The sequence below is a fragment of the uncultured Brachyspira sp. genome (genome assembly GCF_944390595.1).
Taxonomy (GTDB): domain Bacteria; phylum Spirochaetota; class Brachyspiria; order Brachyspirales; family Brachyspiraceae; genus Brachyspira.
On sequence record NZ_CALXRN010000119.1, the window covers coordinates 43,445 to 61,651 of the forward strand.

General features: G+C 27.1%; 18 protein-coding genes. 10 read left to right on the forward strand and 8 right to left on the reverse strand.

Annotated features, from left to right (window positions below):
- Positions 1-48: 48 nt before the first annotated feature.
- Positions 49-804, reverse strand: a complete 756-nt coding sequence (locus tag Q0J90_RS06720) for a hypothetical protein (RefSeq protein WP_297277167.1) — start codon at positions 802-804, stop codon at positions 49-51.
- Between the two features lie 677 nt (positions 805-1,481).
- Here Q0J90_RS06720 and Q0J90_RS06725 point away from each other — a divergent pair.
- Positions 1,482-2,315, forward strand: coding sequence for a class I SAM-dependent methyltransferase (locus Q0J90_RS06725; protein ID WP_297277168.1), 834 nt, complete (start codon positions 1,482-1,484; stop codon positions 2,313-2,315).
- Between the two features lie 28 nt (positions 2,316-2,343).
- Here Q0J90_RS06725 and Q0J90_RS06730 read toward each other — a convergent pair whose 3' ends face one another.
- Genes Q0J90_RS06730 through Q0J90_RS06740 form a run of 3 tightly spaced genes read right to left on the reverse strand, consistent with a single transcriptional unit; the run spans position 2,344 to position 4,796 of the window.
- Complete coding sequence (locus Q0J90_RS06730; protein ID WP_297277169.1) at positions 2,344-3,153, reverse strand: metal ABC transporter permease; 810 nt, start codon at positions 3,151-3,153, stop codon at positions 2,344-2,346.
- Between the two features lie 9 nt (positions 3,154-3,162).
- Complete coding sequence (locus Q0J90_RS06735) at positions 3,163-3,924, reverse strand: metal ABC transporter ATP-binding protein (protein ID WP_297277170.1); 762 nt, start codon at positions 3,922-3,924, stop codon at positions 3,163-3,165.
- Between the two features lie 5 nt (positions 3,925-3,929).
- Positions 3,930-4,796, reverse strand: coding sequence for a zinc ABC transporter substrate-binding protein (locus Q0J90_RS06740; protein ID WP_297277171.1), 867 nt, complete (start codon positions 4,794-4,796; stop codon positions 3,930-3,932).
- 171 nt (positions 4,797-4,967) lie between these two features.
- On the opposite strand from Q0J90_RS06740, the gene Q0J90_RS06745 reads away from it, so the two are divergent.
- The 4 genes from Q0J90_RS06745 to Q0J90_RS06760 are packed head-to-tail and all read left to right on the forward strand — an operon-like array spanning position 4,968 to position 7,197.
- Positions 4,968-5,363: an META domain-containing protein gene (locus Q0J90_RS06745; protein ID WP_297277172.1), complete on the forward strand. Its 396-nt coding sequence runs from the start codon at positions 4,968-4,970 to the stop codon at positions 5,361-5,363.
- Positions 5,364-5,373: 10 nt separating this feature from the next.
- Positions 5,374-5,784, forward strand: a complete 411-nt coding sequence (locus Q0J90_RS06750; protein WP_297277173.1) for an META domain-containing protein — start codon at positions 5,374-5,376, stop codon at positions 5,782-5,784.
- Between the two features lie 8 nt (positions 5,785-5,792).
- Positions 5,793-6,521 (forward strand): ABC transporter permease, encoded by a 729-nt coding sequence (locus Q0J90_RS06755; protein WP_297277174.1) that lies wholly within the window; start codon positions 5,793-5,795, stop codon positions 6,519-6,521.
- Complete coding sequence (locus Q0J90_RS06760; protein ID WP_297277175.1) at positions 6,511-7,197, forward strand: ATP-binding cassette domain-containing protein; 687 nt, start codon at positions 6,511-6,513, stop codon at positions 7,195-7,197. Before Q0J90_RS06755 ends, Q0J90_RS06760 begins: the two co-directional genes overlap by 11 nt.
- A gap of 22 nt (positions 7,198-7,219) precedes the next feature.
- Here the strand turns inward: Q0J90_RS06760 and Q0J90_RS06765 are convergent, their stop codons facing one another.
- Positions 7,220-8,614: a sodium-dependent transporter gene (locus tag Q0J90_RS06765; RefSeq protein WP_297277176.1), complete on the reverse strand. Its 1,395-nt coding sequence runs from the start codon at positions 8,612-8,614 to the stop codon at positions 7,220-7,222.
- 73 nt (positions 8,615-8,687) lie between these two features.
- Positions 8,688-9,302, reverse strand: coding sequence for a hypothetical protein (locus Q0J90_RS06770; RefSeq protein ID WP_297277177.1), 615 nt, complete (start codon positions 9,300-9,302; stop codon positions 8,688-8,690).
- Positions 9,303-9,513: 211 nt separating this feature from the next.
- Here Q0J90_RS06770 and ppdK point away from each other — a divergent pair, with 211 nt between their 5' ends.
- Both ppdK and Q0J90_RS06780 read left to right on the forward strand, forming a co-directional pair.
- Complete coding sequence (gene ppdK / locus Q0J90_RS06775) at positions 9,514-12,498, forward strand: pyruvate, phosphate dikinase (protein ID WP_297277178.1); 2,985 nt, start codon at positions 9,514-9,516, stop codon at positions 12,496-12,498.
- 109 nt (positions 12,499-12,607) lie between these two features.
- Positions 12,608-13,438 (forward strand): histidinol-phosphatase, encoded by an 831-nt coding sequence (locus Q0J90_RS06780; RefSeq protein WP_297277179.1) that lies wholly within the window; start codon positions 12,608-12,610, stop codon positions 13,436-13,438.
- 61 nt (positions 13,439-13,499) lie between these two features.
- Here Q0J90_RS06780 and Q0J90_RS06785 read toward each other — a convergent pair whose 3' ends face one another.
- Together Q0J90_RS06785 and Q0J90_RS06790 are read right to left on the reverse strand one after the other, a co-directional pair.
- Positions 13,500-14,255 carry a hypothetical protein gene (locus Q0J90_RS06785; RefSeq protein WP_297277180.1) on the reverse strand — a complete coding sequence of 252 codons (756 nt, stop codon included), beginning with the start codon at positions 14,253-14,255 and terminating at the stop codon, positions 13,500-13,502.
- A 21-nt stretch (positions 14,256-14,276) separates the two neighbouring features.
- Complete coding sequence (locus Q0J90_RS06790; protein ID WP_297277181.1) at positions 14,277-15,017, reverse strand: hypothetical protein; 741 nt, start codon at positions 15,015-15,017, stop codon at positions 14,277-14,279.
- 159 nt (positions 15,018-15,176) lie between these two features.
- Here Q0J90_RS06790 and Q0J90_RS06795 point away from each other — a divergent pair, with 159 nt between their 5' ends.
- From Q0J90_RS06795 to Q0J90_RS06805, 3 genes are read left to right on the forward strand one after another with little or no spacing between them, the layout of a single operon-like run.
- Positions 15,177-16,214 (forward strand): mechanosensitive ion channel family protein, encoded by a 1,038-nt coding sequence (locus Q0J90_RS06795; RefSeq protein ID WP_297277182.1) that lies wholly within the window; start codon positions 15,177-15,179, stop codon positions 16,212-16,214.
- Positions 16,215-16,245: 31 nt separating this feature from the next.
- On the forward strand, positions 16,246-17,106 hold the full coding sequence (locus tag Q0J90_RS06800) for an aldo/keto reductase (RefSeq protein ID WP_297277183.1): 861 nt from the start codon (positions 16,246-16,248) through the stop codon (positions 17,104-17,106).
- A 39-nt stretch (positions 17,107-17,145) separates the two neighbouring features.
- The gene (locus Q0J90_RS06805; protein ID WP_297277184.1) at positions 17,146-18,138 is read left to right on the forward strand and encodes an alpha-1,2-fucosyltransferase; all 993 of its coding nucleotides are present in this window, start codon (positions 17,146-17,148) and stop codon (positions 18,136-18,138) included.
- Positions 18,139-18,207 lie beyond the last annotated feature (69 nt).

Below are 18,207 nucleotides of genomic sequence, written 5' to 3' on the forward strand. Positions count from 1 at the left end.
ATTAATTAAGGTATCTTTTTTATATTACATCATTTTATACTTTTATATTTACTTTGTACTAGGTCCGAATTTAAATCCTAACTGTAAACCTACATCAAAACTTGAATAAGATATATCATCAACAATTAATCTATTAGCATTCACTACATTATTAATAGTATATAAATTAGGTTCTACACCAAAATCATATCCTAAATATAAGCCTATATTAAATGCCAACTTTTCGGTAAAGAAAATAGAATAATCAAAAGTAAATTTTAAATATGGTATTATTGTAGATCTGAAATTTCTTTTCATATAATCTGAATTTATCTTTGTATCAGTTGTGATAGAACCTACTTTATTACGAAGATTTCCAGATACTGGAATTTTAACACCTCCGCCAAGACCTATAGCAAAATTATAAAAATTAAACTTAGGAAGTATACCTAGCTGTACACTGTCAAAAGAATATGTTTCAGATATATTTTTACTAAGTTTGTTAATATAAGAATAAGTATCATGGCTGTAACCTATTTCACCAAGAACACTTAATCCAAGATTACCAGTAAACTTAAACATATAACCAAGCTGTGCTGTTACTCCTATATCAAAACCTACTCCTCCATTTCTTCCAATTCCATTACGTATAGCACCATTCAAAATTATATCCTGATTTTCACCGTAATCAGTTAAATCATAATCATAAATACCAACACTCATTCCAATAGGAACATTTAATATAAATTCAAATCCTCCGTCAATAGCAAAAGATGTTGCACTTATAGCTACAAAGGCAAAAATAGAAAGTATTATTTTTCTCATAATATTTTCAACTCCAATATGATATTTTTTTAATATAATAATACTTTAACACTAAAAATATAATTAACAATAGTAAAATTATAATTATTGTAAAATAATACTTAAAAAAGCCAAAAAAATTTACAAAAAATGCAATAAAAATGAACTTTGTTCAATTTTAGCGTTAAAAAACAAATATTGCAGTTTGAAATTTAATAGAGTTTTTAAAAATAAATAATTTTAATTCGTTAAAAAATTATAAACTAATAATACACTTGATAATATTATTTTTTATATAAATACTCAATTATGCACTATTTAAAATTAAAGTGTGCTGCAAATATAAAAAACTAATATCCGCAACACAAAAAAGAAACACTGATTTTATCAAAAGACATAGTAAGATTCTATATTTAATTCATATAGATATAGAAAAATTATAAACTGATAAATAATTAACAGCATAACTCCTATACTATTATAACTATAATTATGATTACTATATAATAAATTTTAAAAATGTCAATAAAATATATTATAAAAAATAAATTTATATAATTATATTTGTAATTATTTATATATATTAATTAAATTATGTAAGAAATATCTTATAAATATGATACTTGACAATTTATTATTTTATAGTATAAAGATTTCCATAATACAAAACCAATACAATATGTCTTAAAGGAAGCTGAATGAAAAAAGGTAAAAAATCAGAAATAAAAAAACTGAGAGTAAAAACACATAAAAACCTTTTATTAGTCAAAGGAAACAGTGAAGAAGATAAAAAAAAATTAGAAATAATAAGAGATATATTAATAAATGATGAAAATAAGGATAAGGCAGATTTACATAATTATTTTTTAGAAAATAAGGGAGAAGCCATTTTTAAACATCTTCCATTCTTTGATATATACGAAAGACATTTTGCTAAATACAGAGGAAAAGATATTAATATGATGGAAATTGGTGTAGGAAGCGGCGGTGCTGTGAAGATGTGGCGAGAATATTTTAGAAACAATAACCCCGAAGCTAATGTTAATATATATGCTATAGATAAGAATCCTAAATGCAAGCAATTTGAACAAGATAATATAAAAATATTTATAGGCTCTCAGGATGACAGAGATTTTTTAAAAGAAGTAAAAAACCAAATTCCAAAATTAGATATATTAATAGATGACGGCGGACATAGAATGAATCAGCAGATAACAACATTTGAAGAGATGTATGAACATATAAAAGATGATGGTATTTATTTATGCGAAGATGTTTATACTTCATATTGGCCTAATTTCGGAGGAGGGTATAAAAATCCTAATTCATATATAGAATACACAAAAAATTTAATAGATTATCTTAATGCATATTGGTCTACAGTAGAAGATGATTTGTATCCTAATAGTTTTACTGACAGCACCTACTCTATTCACTATTATGACGGAATTGTAGTTATAGAAAAAAGAAAAAGAGATACAAGATACAATGATATATGTCAGCAGGCTATTATAGGTAAAACTAAAGAATAAAAACAATTCTTTTAAAAAGAAAATATATTTACTTTTTAAAATGTAAGAATAAAGACTTAAATAATATTATTATTACAAAAGCTATTATACTTATTAAAACTATAGTAGCCCCTGGTTTTAAGCCCTCATAATAAGAAATGAATATTCCAAGTATAGTAAAAAATAAATTAAACAGAACAGCATATATAATAGTTTTTTTATAACTTCCTGCTATCTGCATAGAGCAAGCAACAGGAACAACCATCATTGAAGATACAATTAAAGCACCCACAGCCCTTGCTGATATTGATACTGTAACAGCTGTAAGTATAGTAAAAATAAAGTTTATTCTATTAACAGGGACTCCTGAAAGTTTCGCAAGTCTTTCATTAAATATTATATAAAAAATCTCTTTATATAAAAATATAAAAATAAGTATAGATATTAAACTTATAAATATAACTAATCTAAGTTCAAAATCGCTTACAGCAACTATGCTTCCAAATAAAAAACTATTAAAATTAGAATTATTTGACACAAAACCGGAAAGCATACCGGCTAAACCAATAGATAATGACATTATAATAGATATAGACATCTCTCCGTATTTAGCAATTTTTTTTCTTATAAACTCAATAGAAAGAGCAGCCAATATACAAAATATAATAGAAGCTAATATTGGATTTATGTTAAATACAAGTCCGAATGTAACTCCTGCAAGAGAAGTATGCGATATAGCATCCCCTATCATAGAAAGCCTTTTTAATACAACAACAACCCCAATGCAAGGTATAATTACAGCAAGCATAATACCTACTATAAAAGCCTTACGCATAAAATCATATTGAAATATTTCCATTTATAAATATTACTCCATATTATTAAAAAAACAGCAAGAACAAACATCATTGTTATGAGGATGTTTATGCTTATGAGAAAGTTCTATATCTATTTGTTTTTTAGCAAGTTCAACTAAACTTCCGTCTTCAAAACAAAATATTCTATTTGATATTTTTGACACTCTTTCCACATCATGTGTAACCATTACTATAGATACCTTTTCATTTTTATTTAAATCCTGCAGTATATTATATATTAAATCTATAGTTTCCGCATCCACTCCGTTTATAGGCTCATCAAGAACAAGCAAATTAGGATTGGATATTAAAGTTCTGGCTAAAAAAACTCTCTGTATTTGTCCTCCGGAAAGTTTAGATATCATTCTGTCTTTATATTTATCCATACCCAAAAGCTGCAGTACATTCATAACTTTATCTTTATGCTTCTTATTTGGAAATTTAAATAAACCAATATCAGCAAAATTATTTGACATTACTATTTCATAAACTGTAGCCGGAAAATTTGCAATTTTAGAATATGCATTCTGTTCTAAATATCCTACCTTTCTCCAATCTTTAAATTTACTTATATCCTCTTCATATAGTTTTATACTTCCTCTGTATTGATGAAGTTCTCCTAAAATAAGTTTTAATATAGTACTTTTTCCAGCTCCGTTTGAACCTATTATAGATACAAAATCTCCGCTGTTAATATCAAAACTTACACATCTTAATATATCAACAGATGTGTATCCAAAATGCACATTTTTAAATTCTATAACTTTACTCATATATTTTAATTAAGTCCGTTAGTTAAAGATAAAAAGTTTTTTTCCATTACAGAAAAATAATCCTCTCCTGCATTAATATATTCTTCACTTAAAGACTCTATAGGATTTAATGTATATATTTTAGCTCCTGACTCTTTAGCTATAGAATCTACTAGTCTGGAACTTGAAAAATCTTCGTAGAATATAGCTTTTATATTATTATTTTTTATGAAAGATATTGTTTCAGACATGGATTTAGGATCTGCTTCATCCCTTGCAATAGCAACCTGATTTAAAGAATACTCTTTGCAAAAATGTCCGAATGCAGGATGAGTTACAACCAAATTAGTATTTTTAACATTGGATAAATAATTTCTAAAAGTATTATCCAATTCATCTAAACGTATTGCATATATATTGTAATTAGAATTATAATAATCAGCATTGGTAGGATCTGCTTCCATAAAAGCATTTTTAATATTTTCCATTTGTTTTTTTGCTTTAATTGGAGAAAGCCAAAAATGAGGATCAGCTTCTTCATTAATAATTCCAGAAGAAGCCTCAACATATTTAATATCTTTTATACTATCTTTAACTGTATCAACCCAATGCTCCATACCTCCGCCATTATATATAAAAAGATTAGCTTTAGTTAAATTTGCCATATCTTTAGAAGTTATTTCAAAATCATGCGGCTCAGCACCGGCAGAAGTCATATTATAAACATCTGCCTTTTCTCCGCCTATCTTTTTAGCAAAATCATAAATAGGATATATACTTGCATATACTTGAATTTTATTATCTGCTGTATTAGCTATATTGTTATTTGAAGTATTGCTATTACAACTAATAATTAAAAATGTACTAATTATAATTGTTAAAATTTTTTTCATATTGTATAAAATCCTTTATTAAAGTATTATAATTTCAATATTATAATACTTTAATAATCAAATTTCAATCTGTTTTATTATACTAACATTTTAATAATATATGAAAATACATTATTAAATATAAGAACTTTTTACCGAAAATATTAATAGTATTATATTATTAGGATAATTATGAAGTATATTGTAGGATTTTTAGCTGCTGCTGTATTCATAGTTTCATGTACTACAGCACCAATAGCTCAATCAGATGGAAATAATCTTCATGGCAAGAAATACAAACTTGTAAGTATGTACCCGGAGATGAATATTACTATAGAGTTCACATCAGATACAATTTCCGGATTTTCTGCTGTAAATAATTATTCATCTTCATATATGATTGACGGAGATATTTTTAATGTGCTGTCTATAGTAACAACAAGAAAGTTAGGCTCGGACGAAGAAAATAGTGCTGAAAAAAAATATCTTGAAATGCTTAAATCCGCAACATCATATAAGATCAGCGGCAAAAATTTAATAATATATACATTATTATCAAGTGAAAATTTAATTTTTGAAGAGATTTAGAGTATTGTTAATGATAAGAAAATTTATAGCACCTGTATTATTTATTATTATATTCCTTATAATTTCATGTGTTTCAACTAGCAAATCAATAGCTATATCTACAAGCACACTTAATGGAAAAACATTCCAGCTTACTAATATGTTTGAGGGAAGAGGCATAACAATATCATTTTATAATGAAGAGTTTTACGGATACAGCGGATTCAATACATATCTAGGCGAATATGAAATGAGAAGAGGAAACATAATTATATTAAAAAATATGGCTGTAACAAAAATGGGCGGAACATCTGAAGCAGTTGAAATAGAAAAGCAATATATAGAATTATTAAGCAAAGCCTCATCAATAGAGCTTACAAGCAATACGCTAACAATAATAACATTAGATGATGAAAGACTAGAGTTTAAAAGAATAAAATAATATAAAAAATGAAAAATAAAAAAATCATATATTTTATAATAGGTATAATTATATTTATTGCATTATGGTCTTTTATTTCTATAAAAATTAATTCAGAAATAATATTCCCAAATATACAAAGCATATTAAAAAGATTATTAGAAATAGTATCAGAAAAATCATTTTATAAAGATTTAATTTCCAGTATGATAAGAGTATTAATAACATTTGCATTATCATTTTTATTGGCATTAGTTTTTGGAATAATATCAGGTATATTTAAAAATATTAGATATATATTAATGCCTATAATAAATTTTATACGTACAATACCAACTATACCATTAATATTAGTTGCTGTAATATGGTTTGACAATAATACAGTTCCCATATTTGTATCTATGCTTGTAATATTTCCAATAATGTATGATTCTGTATGCAATGGAATAATCAATGTTGATAAAAATTTAATAGATATGTCTTTATCCTACAATGTATCTTTAAAAACTCAAATAATCAATCTATATATACCATTTATAAAACCATACATATTAACTGGAATATCTCAATCTATGGGTATAACTTGGAAAAGTATATTAGCTGCAGAAATACTTGCAATTCCAAGTCTAGGTATAGGAACAAAATTATATGAATCTCATTTATATTTAGATACTATTTCATTGTTTGCATATTGTCTTATAGCTGTTATATTTAATGGAATATTTGAAATTGTTATAAGGATTAATAATGACAGATAATAATATATTTAAATTAGAAAATATAAATCTATCATATAATGATTTAACAATATTTCAAAATTTCAGTATAGAATTTCATTTAAATAAAATAAATATAATATTAGGTTCATCAGGATGCGGTAAAACTTCTCTTTTAAATATAATATCATCAAAAATAGATAAAAAGGATCAGGCATTCGTATATCAGGAACCTAGATTATTAAATTTTTTCAATTCCTATAAAAATATAGAATATATTTTAAAAGATAAGATAAAAGATAAAAAAGAAAGAGACAAAAAAATAATATCATCATTAGAGATAGTCGGACTTGAAAAAAACATATACTCGAAACCAGAAGAACTCAGCGGAGGAATGAAGCAAAGATTATCATTGGCGAGAGCTTTAGCTTATGATTCAAATTTTATACTAATGGATGAGCCTCTTCAAGGACAAGACATAAAAAGAAAAAAAGAACTTCTTGACATAATTAAACAAATACAATTAAAAAGAAATAAAACATTTTTTTATGTTACGCATGATGTATCAGAAGCTGTTATACTAGGAGATTATATATACATATTATCTAATCATAATAACAGCACTAAATTAATATTTAATACTCATATAAAAGAGAATGAGTTAAATAATAAATTGGAATTACAATCATCACTTACAAATATATTAATTAATAATTAAATATATTAAAGCAATATTATTACTATTTATTAATAAAAAATCTATTAATATAGTCTATAACAAATATAGCCAAAACTATAAAAGGCAAAATATAAGTTACATAGAATCTAGCCCATTTAGGAAACTTGATACCTTTTCCTATATCTGCTTCTTTAATAAAATTATCCCATCCCCAGCCGAATTCTCTTGTACAGAATATAAGTATAATTATACCTCCGATTGGAAGAAAATTATTACTTACTAAAAAATCAAGTCCGTCAGCTATTGTGCTGCCTTCTCCAAGAGGTTTTATAAATGATAATATATTAAATCCTAAAGCTGTAGGCAAACTTAATATAAATATGCTTACAGCAACTATTATAGTAGTTTTTTTACGGGGCATTTTAGTTTCAGACATAGTAAATGCAATAATATTTTCAAATACTGCTATTATAGTTGTTAATGCCGCCATTGATAAGAATAAGAAGAATAATGCACCCCATAATCTTCCTAAAACCATAGAATTAAATATATTAGGTAAAGTCAAAAATACTAATCCTGCTCCTTCACCTGGATTAATTCCAAAAGAAAATGTTGTAGGGAATATAACAAGACCGGATAAAAATGCTATTAATGTATCAAGCCCCATAACCATTACAGATTCGCCTGTAAGAGAATAGTTTTTATCTATATAGCTTCCGAATATAGTCATAGCTCCTATTCCAAGGCTCAAAGTAAAGAATGACTGTCCTATAGCAGCATAAGCAACAGAGAAAAATCCTTTAATACCTCCGCTGAACATTTTATCTAAATCAGGAAGCAAATAAAATTTAAGTCCTTCTTTAGCATTTGGAAGTGTAACAGCTCTTATTATAAGAACAAAAAGAACTAATAAAAGAAGCGTCATCATAACTTTAGTAACCTTTTCAACTCCATTTTCAAGCCCCATCATACATACAAATGTTGCTATTACAACTGTTATAGTCATCCATAATATTAAAGTAGATGGAGAAGCTAAAACAGAATTAAAAAACTCACCTACCTGCTGAGGATTAAGACCTTGAAGTTTTCCCATAGCCATAAAATAACAATATGATAAACACCATCCTGCTATAGTAGTATAAAACATCATAAGAAGTACACATCCGAATAATTGTATGTATCCTACTATATGCCATTTATATCCTGGTTTTTGTAAAGCTCTGTAAGAACCTGCTAAATCTCTTTTACCCGCTCTTCCGACAGAAAATTCCATCACAAGTATAGGAAGACCTAATATTACAAGAGATATCAAATAAAGAAGTACAAAAAGAGCACCGCCGTACTTTCCTGTAATATAAGGAAATCTCCATACATTGCCCAACCCTATAGCACATCCTGCTGAAACTAATAAAAATCCTAATCTGCTTGAAAGTTTTTCTCTATCATTATTATGCATATCAATACCTATAATTTATTTTAAGTAATAATTAATAATAATTAAAAAATATAAAAAATAATATTTAGAATATTTAATTATTAGAAATTTTCAAATTATTTATATAATTAGTATATATATTTATATCGTTAGTATTTTCTATTAAAATAAAATTAACTCTTCTGTTTTCTTCATTATTTGTATAAATATTTAATAAATCTTGAAGAGCATAATTTGTAAATTTAGATAAATTAGATGATTTCATATTAAAATATACTGTTTCACATCTTTTATATGATAAATCCTCTATATCTTTTCTATTATAAAGAAATAATATATCATCCTTTTTATTTTCTAAAAACATATTTTCATTATCAGATATATGTCCCTCTATAATTATACTCATAATGTTAGTATTTTGGGATAAACTGCTCACATAATTTATAGTATTATTGTATCTATTTAAATCCAAATAACTGCTGTTTGATGTAAACAAAATGGCATCCGGAACCACTAATAATTTACCCCTCTCTGTCATTATATACTCATATTTTGTTTTATTAGTTTCAGGGACAGTAATTTCTTTAGGAACTTCAACTTTTGGGGGTTTTGTTTTTTTGGCAGTTGATATAACTATTGCCCCATAAGAATTCAAAACTATTAACAATAATATAGCTGACATAGTTATAAATGATTTTCTTTTTAACATATAAAAACCTTTCAAATCATATTATACAATATATTTAAAAAATTTAAATATCGTATTTATGTCATCAATTAATTAGAGTCAAAAGTAAAAAAAAATTATGTATTTTTACGTTAGAAAATTGACAATAAGAAAAATAACATTATACTATATAAAGTAGTATATTTTTAACTTTATGTAAATATTTTATTATAATCAATGAGGAGAATTTATTATGGCATCAAAAAAGATGGTTTACTTCTTTGGTAATGGTAAATCTGAAGGTGCAAAAGAAACTAAAGCACTTTTAGGGGGTAAAGGCTTAGGACTTGCTCAAATGACTGAAAGTAAAGTTCCTGTACCTGCTGGTTTTACAATTACTACAGAAGTGTGTGATTATTACTCAAAAAACAAATCATATCCTAAAGGATTAGAGAAACTAGTTGATGAAAATATTAAAAAACTAGAAAAAGCAATGAATATGCAGTTTGGAAATGCTGAAAAACCATTGCTTGTATCTGTACGTTCAGGAGCTGCTATATCTATGCCTGGTATGATGGATACAATACTTAATTTAGGTATTAATGAAAATGTTGTAGAAGGCATAATAAAGAAGACTAACAATCCAAGATTTGCTTGGGACGCTTATAGAAGATTTATACAAATGTTCGGCGATGTAGCTATGGGCGTTGATCATGATAAATTTGAAGAAATTTTAGAAGAAAAAAAACACTCTATAGCTTCAAGAGTAGGAAAAACAGAAAAAGAAGTAAAAGATACTGATTTAGATGTAGAAGATTTAAAAGAAGTTGTAGCTAAATATAAAGACATGTACAAAAGAGAAATGGGAGAAGATTTCCCAGATGATCCTAAAGTACAGTTATGGCATGCTATTAATGCAGTATTTAGAAGCTGGAATAACCCTAGAGCTGAAGCATACAGAAAATTAAATGATATAAGAAATTTATTAGGTACAGCTGTTAACGTTCAGGCTATGGTATTCGGTAATATGGGAGATACTTCTGCTACAGGAGTATGTTTCTCACGTAACCCAGCTACTGGTGAAAACAAATTCTACGGAGAGTTCCTAATCAATGCTCAAGGAGAAGATGTAGTTGCCGGTATTAGAACTCCTCAGGAAATTACACTTGAAGGAAGTATAGAATGGGCTAAAAATAACGGCATAAGTGAAGAAGAGAGAAAATCTAAATACCCTTCTCTTGAAGAAGTTATGCCTAATGTATACAAACAATTAGTAAGTTATAAAAACCAATTAGAAAAACATTACAGCGATATGCAGGATATGGAATTTACTATACAGGAAGGCAAACTTTATATGCTTCAAACACGTAATGGTAAAAGAACTGCTGCTGCTGCTGTAAGAATAGCTGTTGAACTTGCTGAAGCTAAAATAATTTCTAAAGAAGAAGCTATAATGAGAGTTAATCCTTCTGATTTAGATCAGCTGCTTCACCCAATGTTTGATCCTAATGCTAAAAAAGGTGCTAAAGTTCTTGCTAAAGGATTAAACGCTTCTCCTGGTGCTGCTGTTGGTAAAGTAGTATTTGCTGCTGACAGAGCTGAGGCTATGAAAGAAGCTGGAGAGCAGGTTGTACTTGTTCGTATAGAAACTAGTCCTGAAGATATTAAAGGTATGAATGCTGCTGAAGGTATATTAACTGCTAGAGGCGGTTCTACTTCACATGCTGCAGTTGTTGCACGCGGTATGGGTAAATGCTGTGTTGCAGGATGCAGTGCTTTAGAAATTGATTATTCTAACAAATGTATGAAAGTTGGTGAAGAAACAGTTAATGAAGGCGACTATATTTCTATAGATGGTTCTACTGGAGAAGTTATGCTTGGTAAAGTAGCTACTAAAGAAGCTGAAATGTCTGAAGACTTCAAAAAACTTATGGAATGGGCTGATTCTATCAGAAAATTAGAAGTACATACTAATGCTGATACACCTCATGATGCAAGCATTGCTAGAAGCTTTGGTGCTGAAGGTATAGGTTTATGCCGTACTGAGCATATGTTCTTCAATGCTGACAGAATTAAGAGTGTAAGACAGCTTATACTTGTTGCTGAAGAAGTTAAGCAATTAAAAGAAAAAATAGAAGCTGCTGAAAAAATCGGAGATAAAAAAACTATAGAAGAGCTTGAACCTCTATATAGAGAGCCTAGAAAACTTTACGATGATGCTTTGGATAATATACTTCCTATGCAAAGAGAAGACTTTATTGGAATATTCACTGCCATGAATGGATATCCGGTAACAGTTAGACTTTTAGATCCGCCTTTGCATGAGTTTATACCTCATGAAGATTCTCAATTACAAGAGCTTTCCAATGAAATGAATGTTTCTTTTGATAAATTAAAAGCTATTAGAGATTCTTTACATGAATTTAACCCAATGCTTGGTCACAGAGGATGCCGTCTTGGGATTACTTATCCTGAAATATATGATATGCAGGCTAAAGCTATTATTGAAGCTGCTGTTAAAGTTAAGAAAAGCGGAGTTGATGTTCATCCTGAAATAATGATTCCTCTTGTTGGTACTTTAAAAGAGCTAAAAATGATAAAAGAAAGAATTATCAAAATAGCTGAGGAAGTATTTGAAAAAGAAGGCACTAAAGTTGCTTATAAAGTAGGTACTATGATAGAAGTTCCTAGAGCTGCTTTAACTGCTGATAAGATCGCTACAGAAGCTGAATTCTTCTCATTCGGTACTAATGACTTAACTCAAATGGGAGGCGGTTTCTCAAGAGATGATGCAGGTAAATTCTTAAAAGACTATGTTGATAAAGAAATATATGAAAAAGATCCTTTCCAATCATTAGATCAGGAAGGTATAGGAGAGCTTTTAAGAATAGCTGTTACTAAAGGAAGAGCTGCTAACAAAAAACTTACTATCGGTATTTGCGGTGAGCATGGAGGAGATCCTTCTACAGTTATGTTCTGCCATGATATAGGATTAGATTATGTAAGCTGTTCTCCTTACAGAGTACCTATAGCAAGACTTGCTGCTGCTCAAGGAGCTATAAAATCTAAACCAGCTAAAAAAGCATCTGCTGCAAAAAAACCAGCTGCTAAAGCTAAATCAGCAAGTGCTAAAAAAACTGCTGCTAAAGTAGAACCTAAATCTTCTGCTAAAAAAGCAACTGTTAAAAAAGCTCCTGCTAAAAAGACTGCTGCTAAAACTACAGGCAAGAAAAAGTAATAAAATATTTATATAAAAAGGATATAGGGTTTACATATTTATGTAAGCCCTATTTTTTTATTTTAAATAATAATATAATATTGAATAAAAAAAATAATAAGAGGATTAAATGAAATATATATCTAATTTACATACTCATACTACTTATTGTGATGGAAAAAGCACTATAGAAGAAAATATAATACAAGCTATAGATAAAAAGTTTATAAGCTTAGGTTTTTCAGGACATTCTCATTTCGATAAAGATACATGTTCTATGTCTGAAGAAAATACTGTAAAATATTTAGAAGATTTAAAAAAATACAAAAACATATATAAAGATAAAATACAAATTTATATTGGTATAGAAGGAGATTACTATTCTAATTTAAATAAAGAAACTGATGAAGAAATGGAGCTTGATTATAGAATAGGCTCTGTACATTATATTAATGATAATGATAACAATTATTTTCCTATAGATATGTCTAAAAAAACTTTTAATGAAGCAATAAAACATTTTGGTAATTTAAAAGAAGTTATTTATAGATATTATGATAATGTAATAAAAATGATAGAAACTCAAAAACCTGATATTATAGGACATTTGGATTTAGTAAGAAAATATAATTTAAATAAAGAATATTTCACAGAAGAAGAAGATTGGTATACAAAAAAAGTTGATGAAGTAATAGAAGTTATTGCCAAAAATAGAAATATTGTTGAAGTAAATACTAAAATTATGAACAAGAACAATTTAGATGCACATTATCCTAATAAAAATACAATAAGAAAGCTATTAAATAAAAATATACCATTAACTATAAATTCAGATGCTCATAATGCATGTAATATAGATCATTGTTATATTGAAGCTGCTGAAGAATTAAAAAAATTAGGAGTACAATCTATAAAAATCTTAATGGACAATAAATTCCAAGATGTAAGTATAAACAGTTAAAAAATAAAAAGCATAGGAATATTTTTTAATATCCTATGCTTATATTCTTATTTAATAAAAATTAATTAGTCTCTGTTAAAGTACCAGTAATTTTTATTATATTATTTTCATAAGTAGCTTGTAAATCGCCTTGCCAATAAGGAACACCGTCTTTAGCTTTATCAACTATTAAAGAAGCAGCATCTTTATTGAAATCAAAATCATTTGTAGCAACAGCTTCACTTCTTTTAAAGTTTTCTGTACCGCCTCCGATTTTGAAAATTCCATTGCTGTCTGATTTCATTTCAAAAATATATGGCTCAACTGTTTTTCCGCCAGCATGAACAAATCTAATAGTGATTACACCATCATCGCCTTTTGTTATTCCAGTTCCTGTTACTTTAGGACCAGTAGTACCATCAACTGTTCTTTGAGCAATACCTGAACCAGACAAACCATCATCTATATATCTAGCAGCATTAGCAGTACCGAATAATAAAAATTGTCCCATACTAACTTCCATTCTATTATTCAATACATTGTTATCTGTTGATCTGTATTTGTTTAATAGATCTGGAGTTCTTGTAGGCATAGAAGCACCTGTAGCAGCATCTATTTTACCGTCTATATCACCATAAGAACCTGTAATTTTCAAATAAGAGTTACTGCTTATTGAAGCATTGTTAGTGTCTCCAACTATAGCTTGAAAATCTATAGTGATAGTTCCTGCTGCATTAGTATTAGCTGATGCAGTATTTTCTGTTGTTGTTTCTGTTTTTTGTCCGCCGCATGCAGCTGCCAAAACAGAAATAGTTAAAATGATAAAAATCTTTTTCATGGTCTATTCCTTTAATTAAATTTATTTTGTCTCTGTAAGAGTACCATTAATTTTTAATATATTATTTTCATAAGTAGCTTGTAAATCACCTTTCCAATAAGGCATTCCATCTTTAGCTTTATCTGTTACAAAAACAGCATCGTCAAAATTTATATTACTGTTTGTATCAATTGGATTTTCGCTTCTTCTGTAATTTTCATTTCCATTTCCAATAGTTAATACTCCATTAGTATCTGTTTTTATTTCAAACAAATATCTAGCATGAGCAAATCTAATAGTTATAACTCCATCTTCTCCTTTTGTAATTCCTGTACCGTTAATAACTGCCTGAGTATTTGGCTCATCTCCTCTTCTTGAAGTTTTAGCAAAACCATTGCCGGATACTCCGTCAGATACATATCTATCTGCAGATGCTGTAGCGAATAATAACAACTCAGATATTCCAAGCTCCATTTTAGAATTTAATAAGTTATTATCAGGAGCTCTGTATTTATTTAGTAAATCAGGAGTTCTTGTAGGCATAGAAGCCCCTGTAGCAGCATCTATTTTACCGTCTATATCTCCGTAAGAACCTGTTACCTTAAGGTAAGCATTTTCACTTACAACAGCATTATTTGTAACTCCTTCTCCGAACATTGCTTGGAAATCAATTGTCAATGTTCCTGGTTCTGCAGTATTAGAAGGAGCTGACGTTTCTGATTTTTGCCCGCCGCATGCAGCTGCCAAAACAGAAATAGTTAAAATAATAAATATTTTTTTCATGTCTTTCCCTTTTGATTTTTAATAATGTATATATTAATATATTATTAATTTTATGTCAAAATAATTTTTACAAATGTATATATTAAATATTAGTTATATATATTTAAAAAAATTATAATTAGTATATAATTAATTAAATAACTGTCACTTGGAGAATATATGCAATATTTAAAAGAAACAATGTTTTGGAATAATAGCTTATTTCAATATATAGTATTTGTAATCATATTTGCTATAGCAATGATTTCAATGAATTTAATTTTACTATTTTTACTTAAAATATTACTTAAAGTAAATACTAAACTTCAAAACCTTTTTATTACTGATTTAATAAAAAGCATTAAAAAAAGAACAAGACCTATTATATTATTAATATCATTATCAATAGCAAGATTAAGTTTGAACTTGCCTGAAAATTTAAACAAGTATTTTGGAAAAATAGTTATAGTGTTTATTATTATATTTATAATAATGTTTATATGCGACTTTATTACAAACTTTACAAACAACTATTTATCACAAAAAAAAGATGTTGTAATATCAGATGGAATTATAACTATATTAAAAGTAGTGGTATGGATTATAGGATTTTTAACTATACTATCAAATCTAGGAGTTAACGTTAATACCTTTATTACAGGACTTGGTGTAGGAGGTGTTGCTGTAGCATTTGCCGCACAAAGTATAATAGCCGACTTATTCAATTACTTTGTAATAGTATTTGATAAGCCCTTTTTAAAAGGTGATTATATTCAAATAGATCAGGACTTAGGAACTGTAGAATATATTGGTGTAAAATCAACACGTATTAGAAGAAACAGCGGTGAGCAGCTTTTAATATCAAATACTAATCTGCTTGCTTCTAGAATACAAAATTATAGAGTTTTAGAAAAAAGAAGAAAATACATGATGGTAGGAGTTGAGTATTCAACACCATTAGAAAAATTAAAAATGATACCTGATGTAGTAAAAAAAATAATAGAAAGTACAGAAAATACTGAATTTTATAGTGCAAGATTTATAGAATTTGCTGATTCTTCTCTTAATTTTGAGGTTATATATCATGTTACAATACCTGATTATGCAGAATATGTAAGAATAGTAGAAGACGTAAATTATAAATTAGTAGATGAATTTAATAAATTAGGAATAAACTTTGCATTCCCTTCAAGAACAATTTATATGAGCAAAGAATAATACTAAAAAATTATAAAAGGAAAATAATTATATGGAAAATTATTATCGATTAAAGTCATCAAATATTATGCCTAAATTTGGAATTGGAACTTGGGGTATGGGAGAAAAAGAAGAAAGCAGAGAAAAAGAAATAGATACAATAGTTTTCGCCTTACAAAATGGCATAAGATTAATTGACACTGCAGAAATGTATGGAAATGGAGAAGCTGAAAGATTAGTTGGAGATGCTTTAAAAAAAGTTGAATACAAGAGAGAAGAACTCTATATAATATCAAAAGTTTATCCGCATAATGCAGGAAAAGATAATATATTTAACAGTTTAGAATCTTCTTTAAAACGTTTAAACCTCAACTATTTAGATATGTATTTGCTTCATTGGAGAGGAAGAGTACCTTTAAGTGAAACAGTTGAATGTATGGAAAAAGCTAAAAAAGATGGGCTTATAAAAGATTGGGGAGTTTCAAATTTTGATGTAGACGATATGAAAGAATTGAAATATGTAAAAGACGGAGATAAATGCACTGCTAATCAAGTATTATATCATTTAGGGTCAAGAGGTATAGACTTTGATTTAGCTCCATATATGAAAAAAAACAATATTGCTTTGATTGCGTATTGTCCTCTAGCTCAAGCAGGAAGATTAGGAAAAGATATACTAAAAAATAATGTTCTTATAAGCGTAGCAAAAAAACATAATGCCTCCCCTGCTCAGATAGCACTTGCTTTTATTTCGACTTTTGAAAACAGAATACCAATACCTAAAAGTTCTAATAAAAAGCGTACATTAGAAAATATAGAGTCACAGAATATTATGCTTAGTGATGAAGATATAGATATTTTAAATAAAGAATTTCCAGAACCTAATAAAAAAATACCTTTGGATATAGTATAAATATTCTACTAACTTGAAATTATATTTGGAGCCAATTCTATGAATTATTATGATTATAACAATTTAATAGATAAATTAGTTTGTATTATACCTTTAAAACAATATAGAAATGCAATTAGAGATATTTTGCAAAAAAGCATAAAAAGTTACTATAGAACCGAATATCTTATCAATCTATATAATTCAAATAGCCATACAGAAAATGATTTAATAATTTTATGGGTTGGCGGTGGATTATGCGGACAAATAAGAAAATATATATTAGGAAAATATATATATATAAAATATAACAAAAAAGTAAAATATGATTTAAATTGGTATAAGTATAATGGAATGGATGATTATAAAAAATTAAATAGAAACTTTGATCTTCTAAATATTTTTCCAGATTTAGATTTTGAAATAGCTACAGATGATGAAATAAATATATACAAAAGTTGCTTTGAAATTGATTTACCACCCCTTTACGATTTTTCTAATCTAATAGAAAATAATAAAAAATTGTATTTATCTGGAACACCAGATGACAGAAATTGTTTTTTTGAAATAAAAAATATTATTTTAGACAAGCTAAATTTTGATAAGTATTTACTTAATAGATTAAATGCAAAAAATAAACTTATATTGGAAGAGATAAAAAATAGTAATTCTGTATCTATACATATCAGAAGAGGAGATTTTCAAATCTACGGTTTTTTAGATGATCATTATTATATTGATTCAGTTAAAAATATAATAGAAAAATTATCCCCTAATATACCTAAATTTTTCTTTTTTTCAGATGATTCAAAATATGTTAAAAAAAATATATTAAATAATTTACCAACAAAATATGAATATATAGTTGTAGAAGAAAATGATAATGATGCTGGATATATTGATTTATATCTAATGATGAATGCTAAACATCAAATAGCTTCTAATGGTTCATTTGGATATTTTGCTTATTGTTTTAATAAAAATAAAAATAAGATTTTAATATCTCCTGAAAATATGAGATATTATTATATGAACAATATTGATAATATTTAAAAATTATTTCCAAAAAAATAATTGAAAAATAAATCTACATATAGTAGAATAATTAATTATAAAAAACTA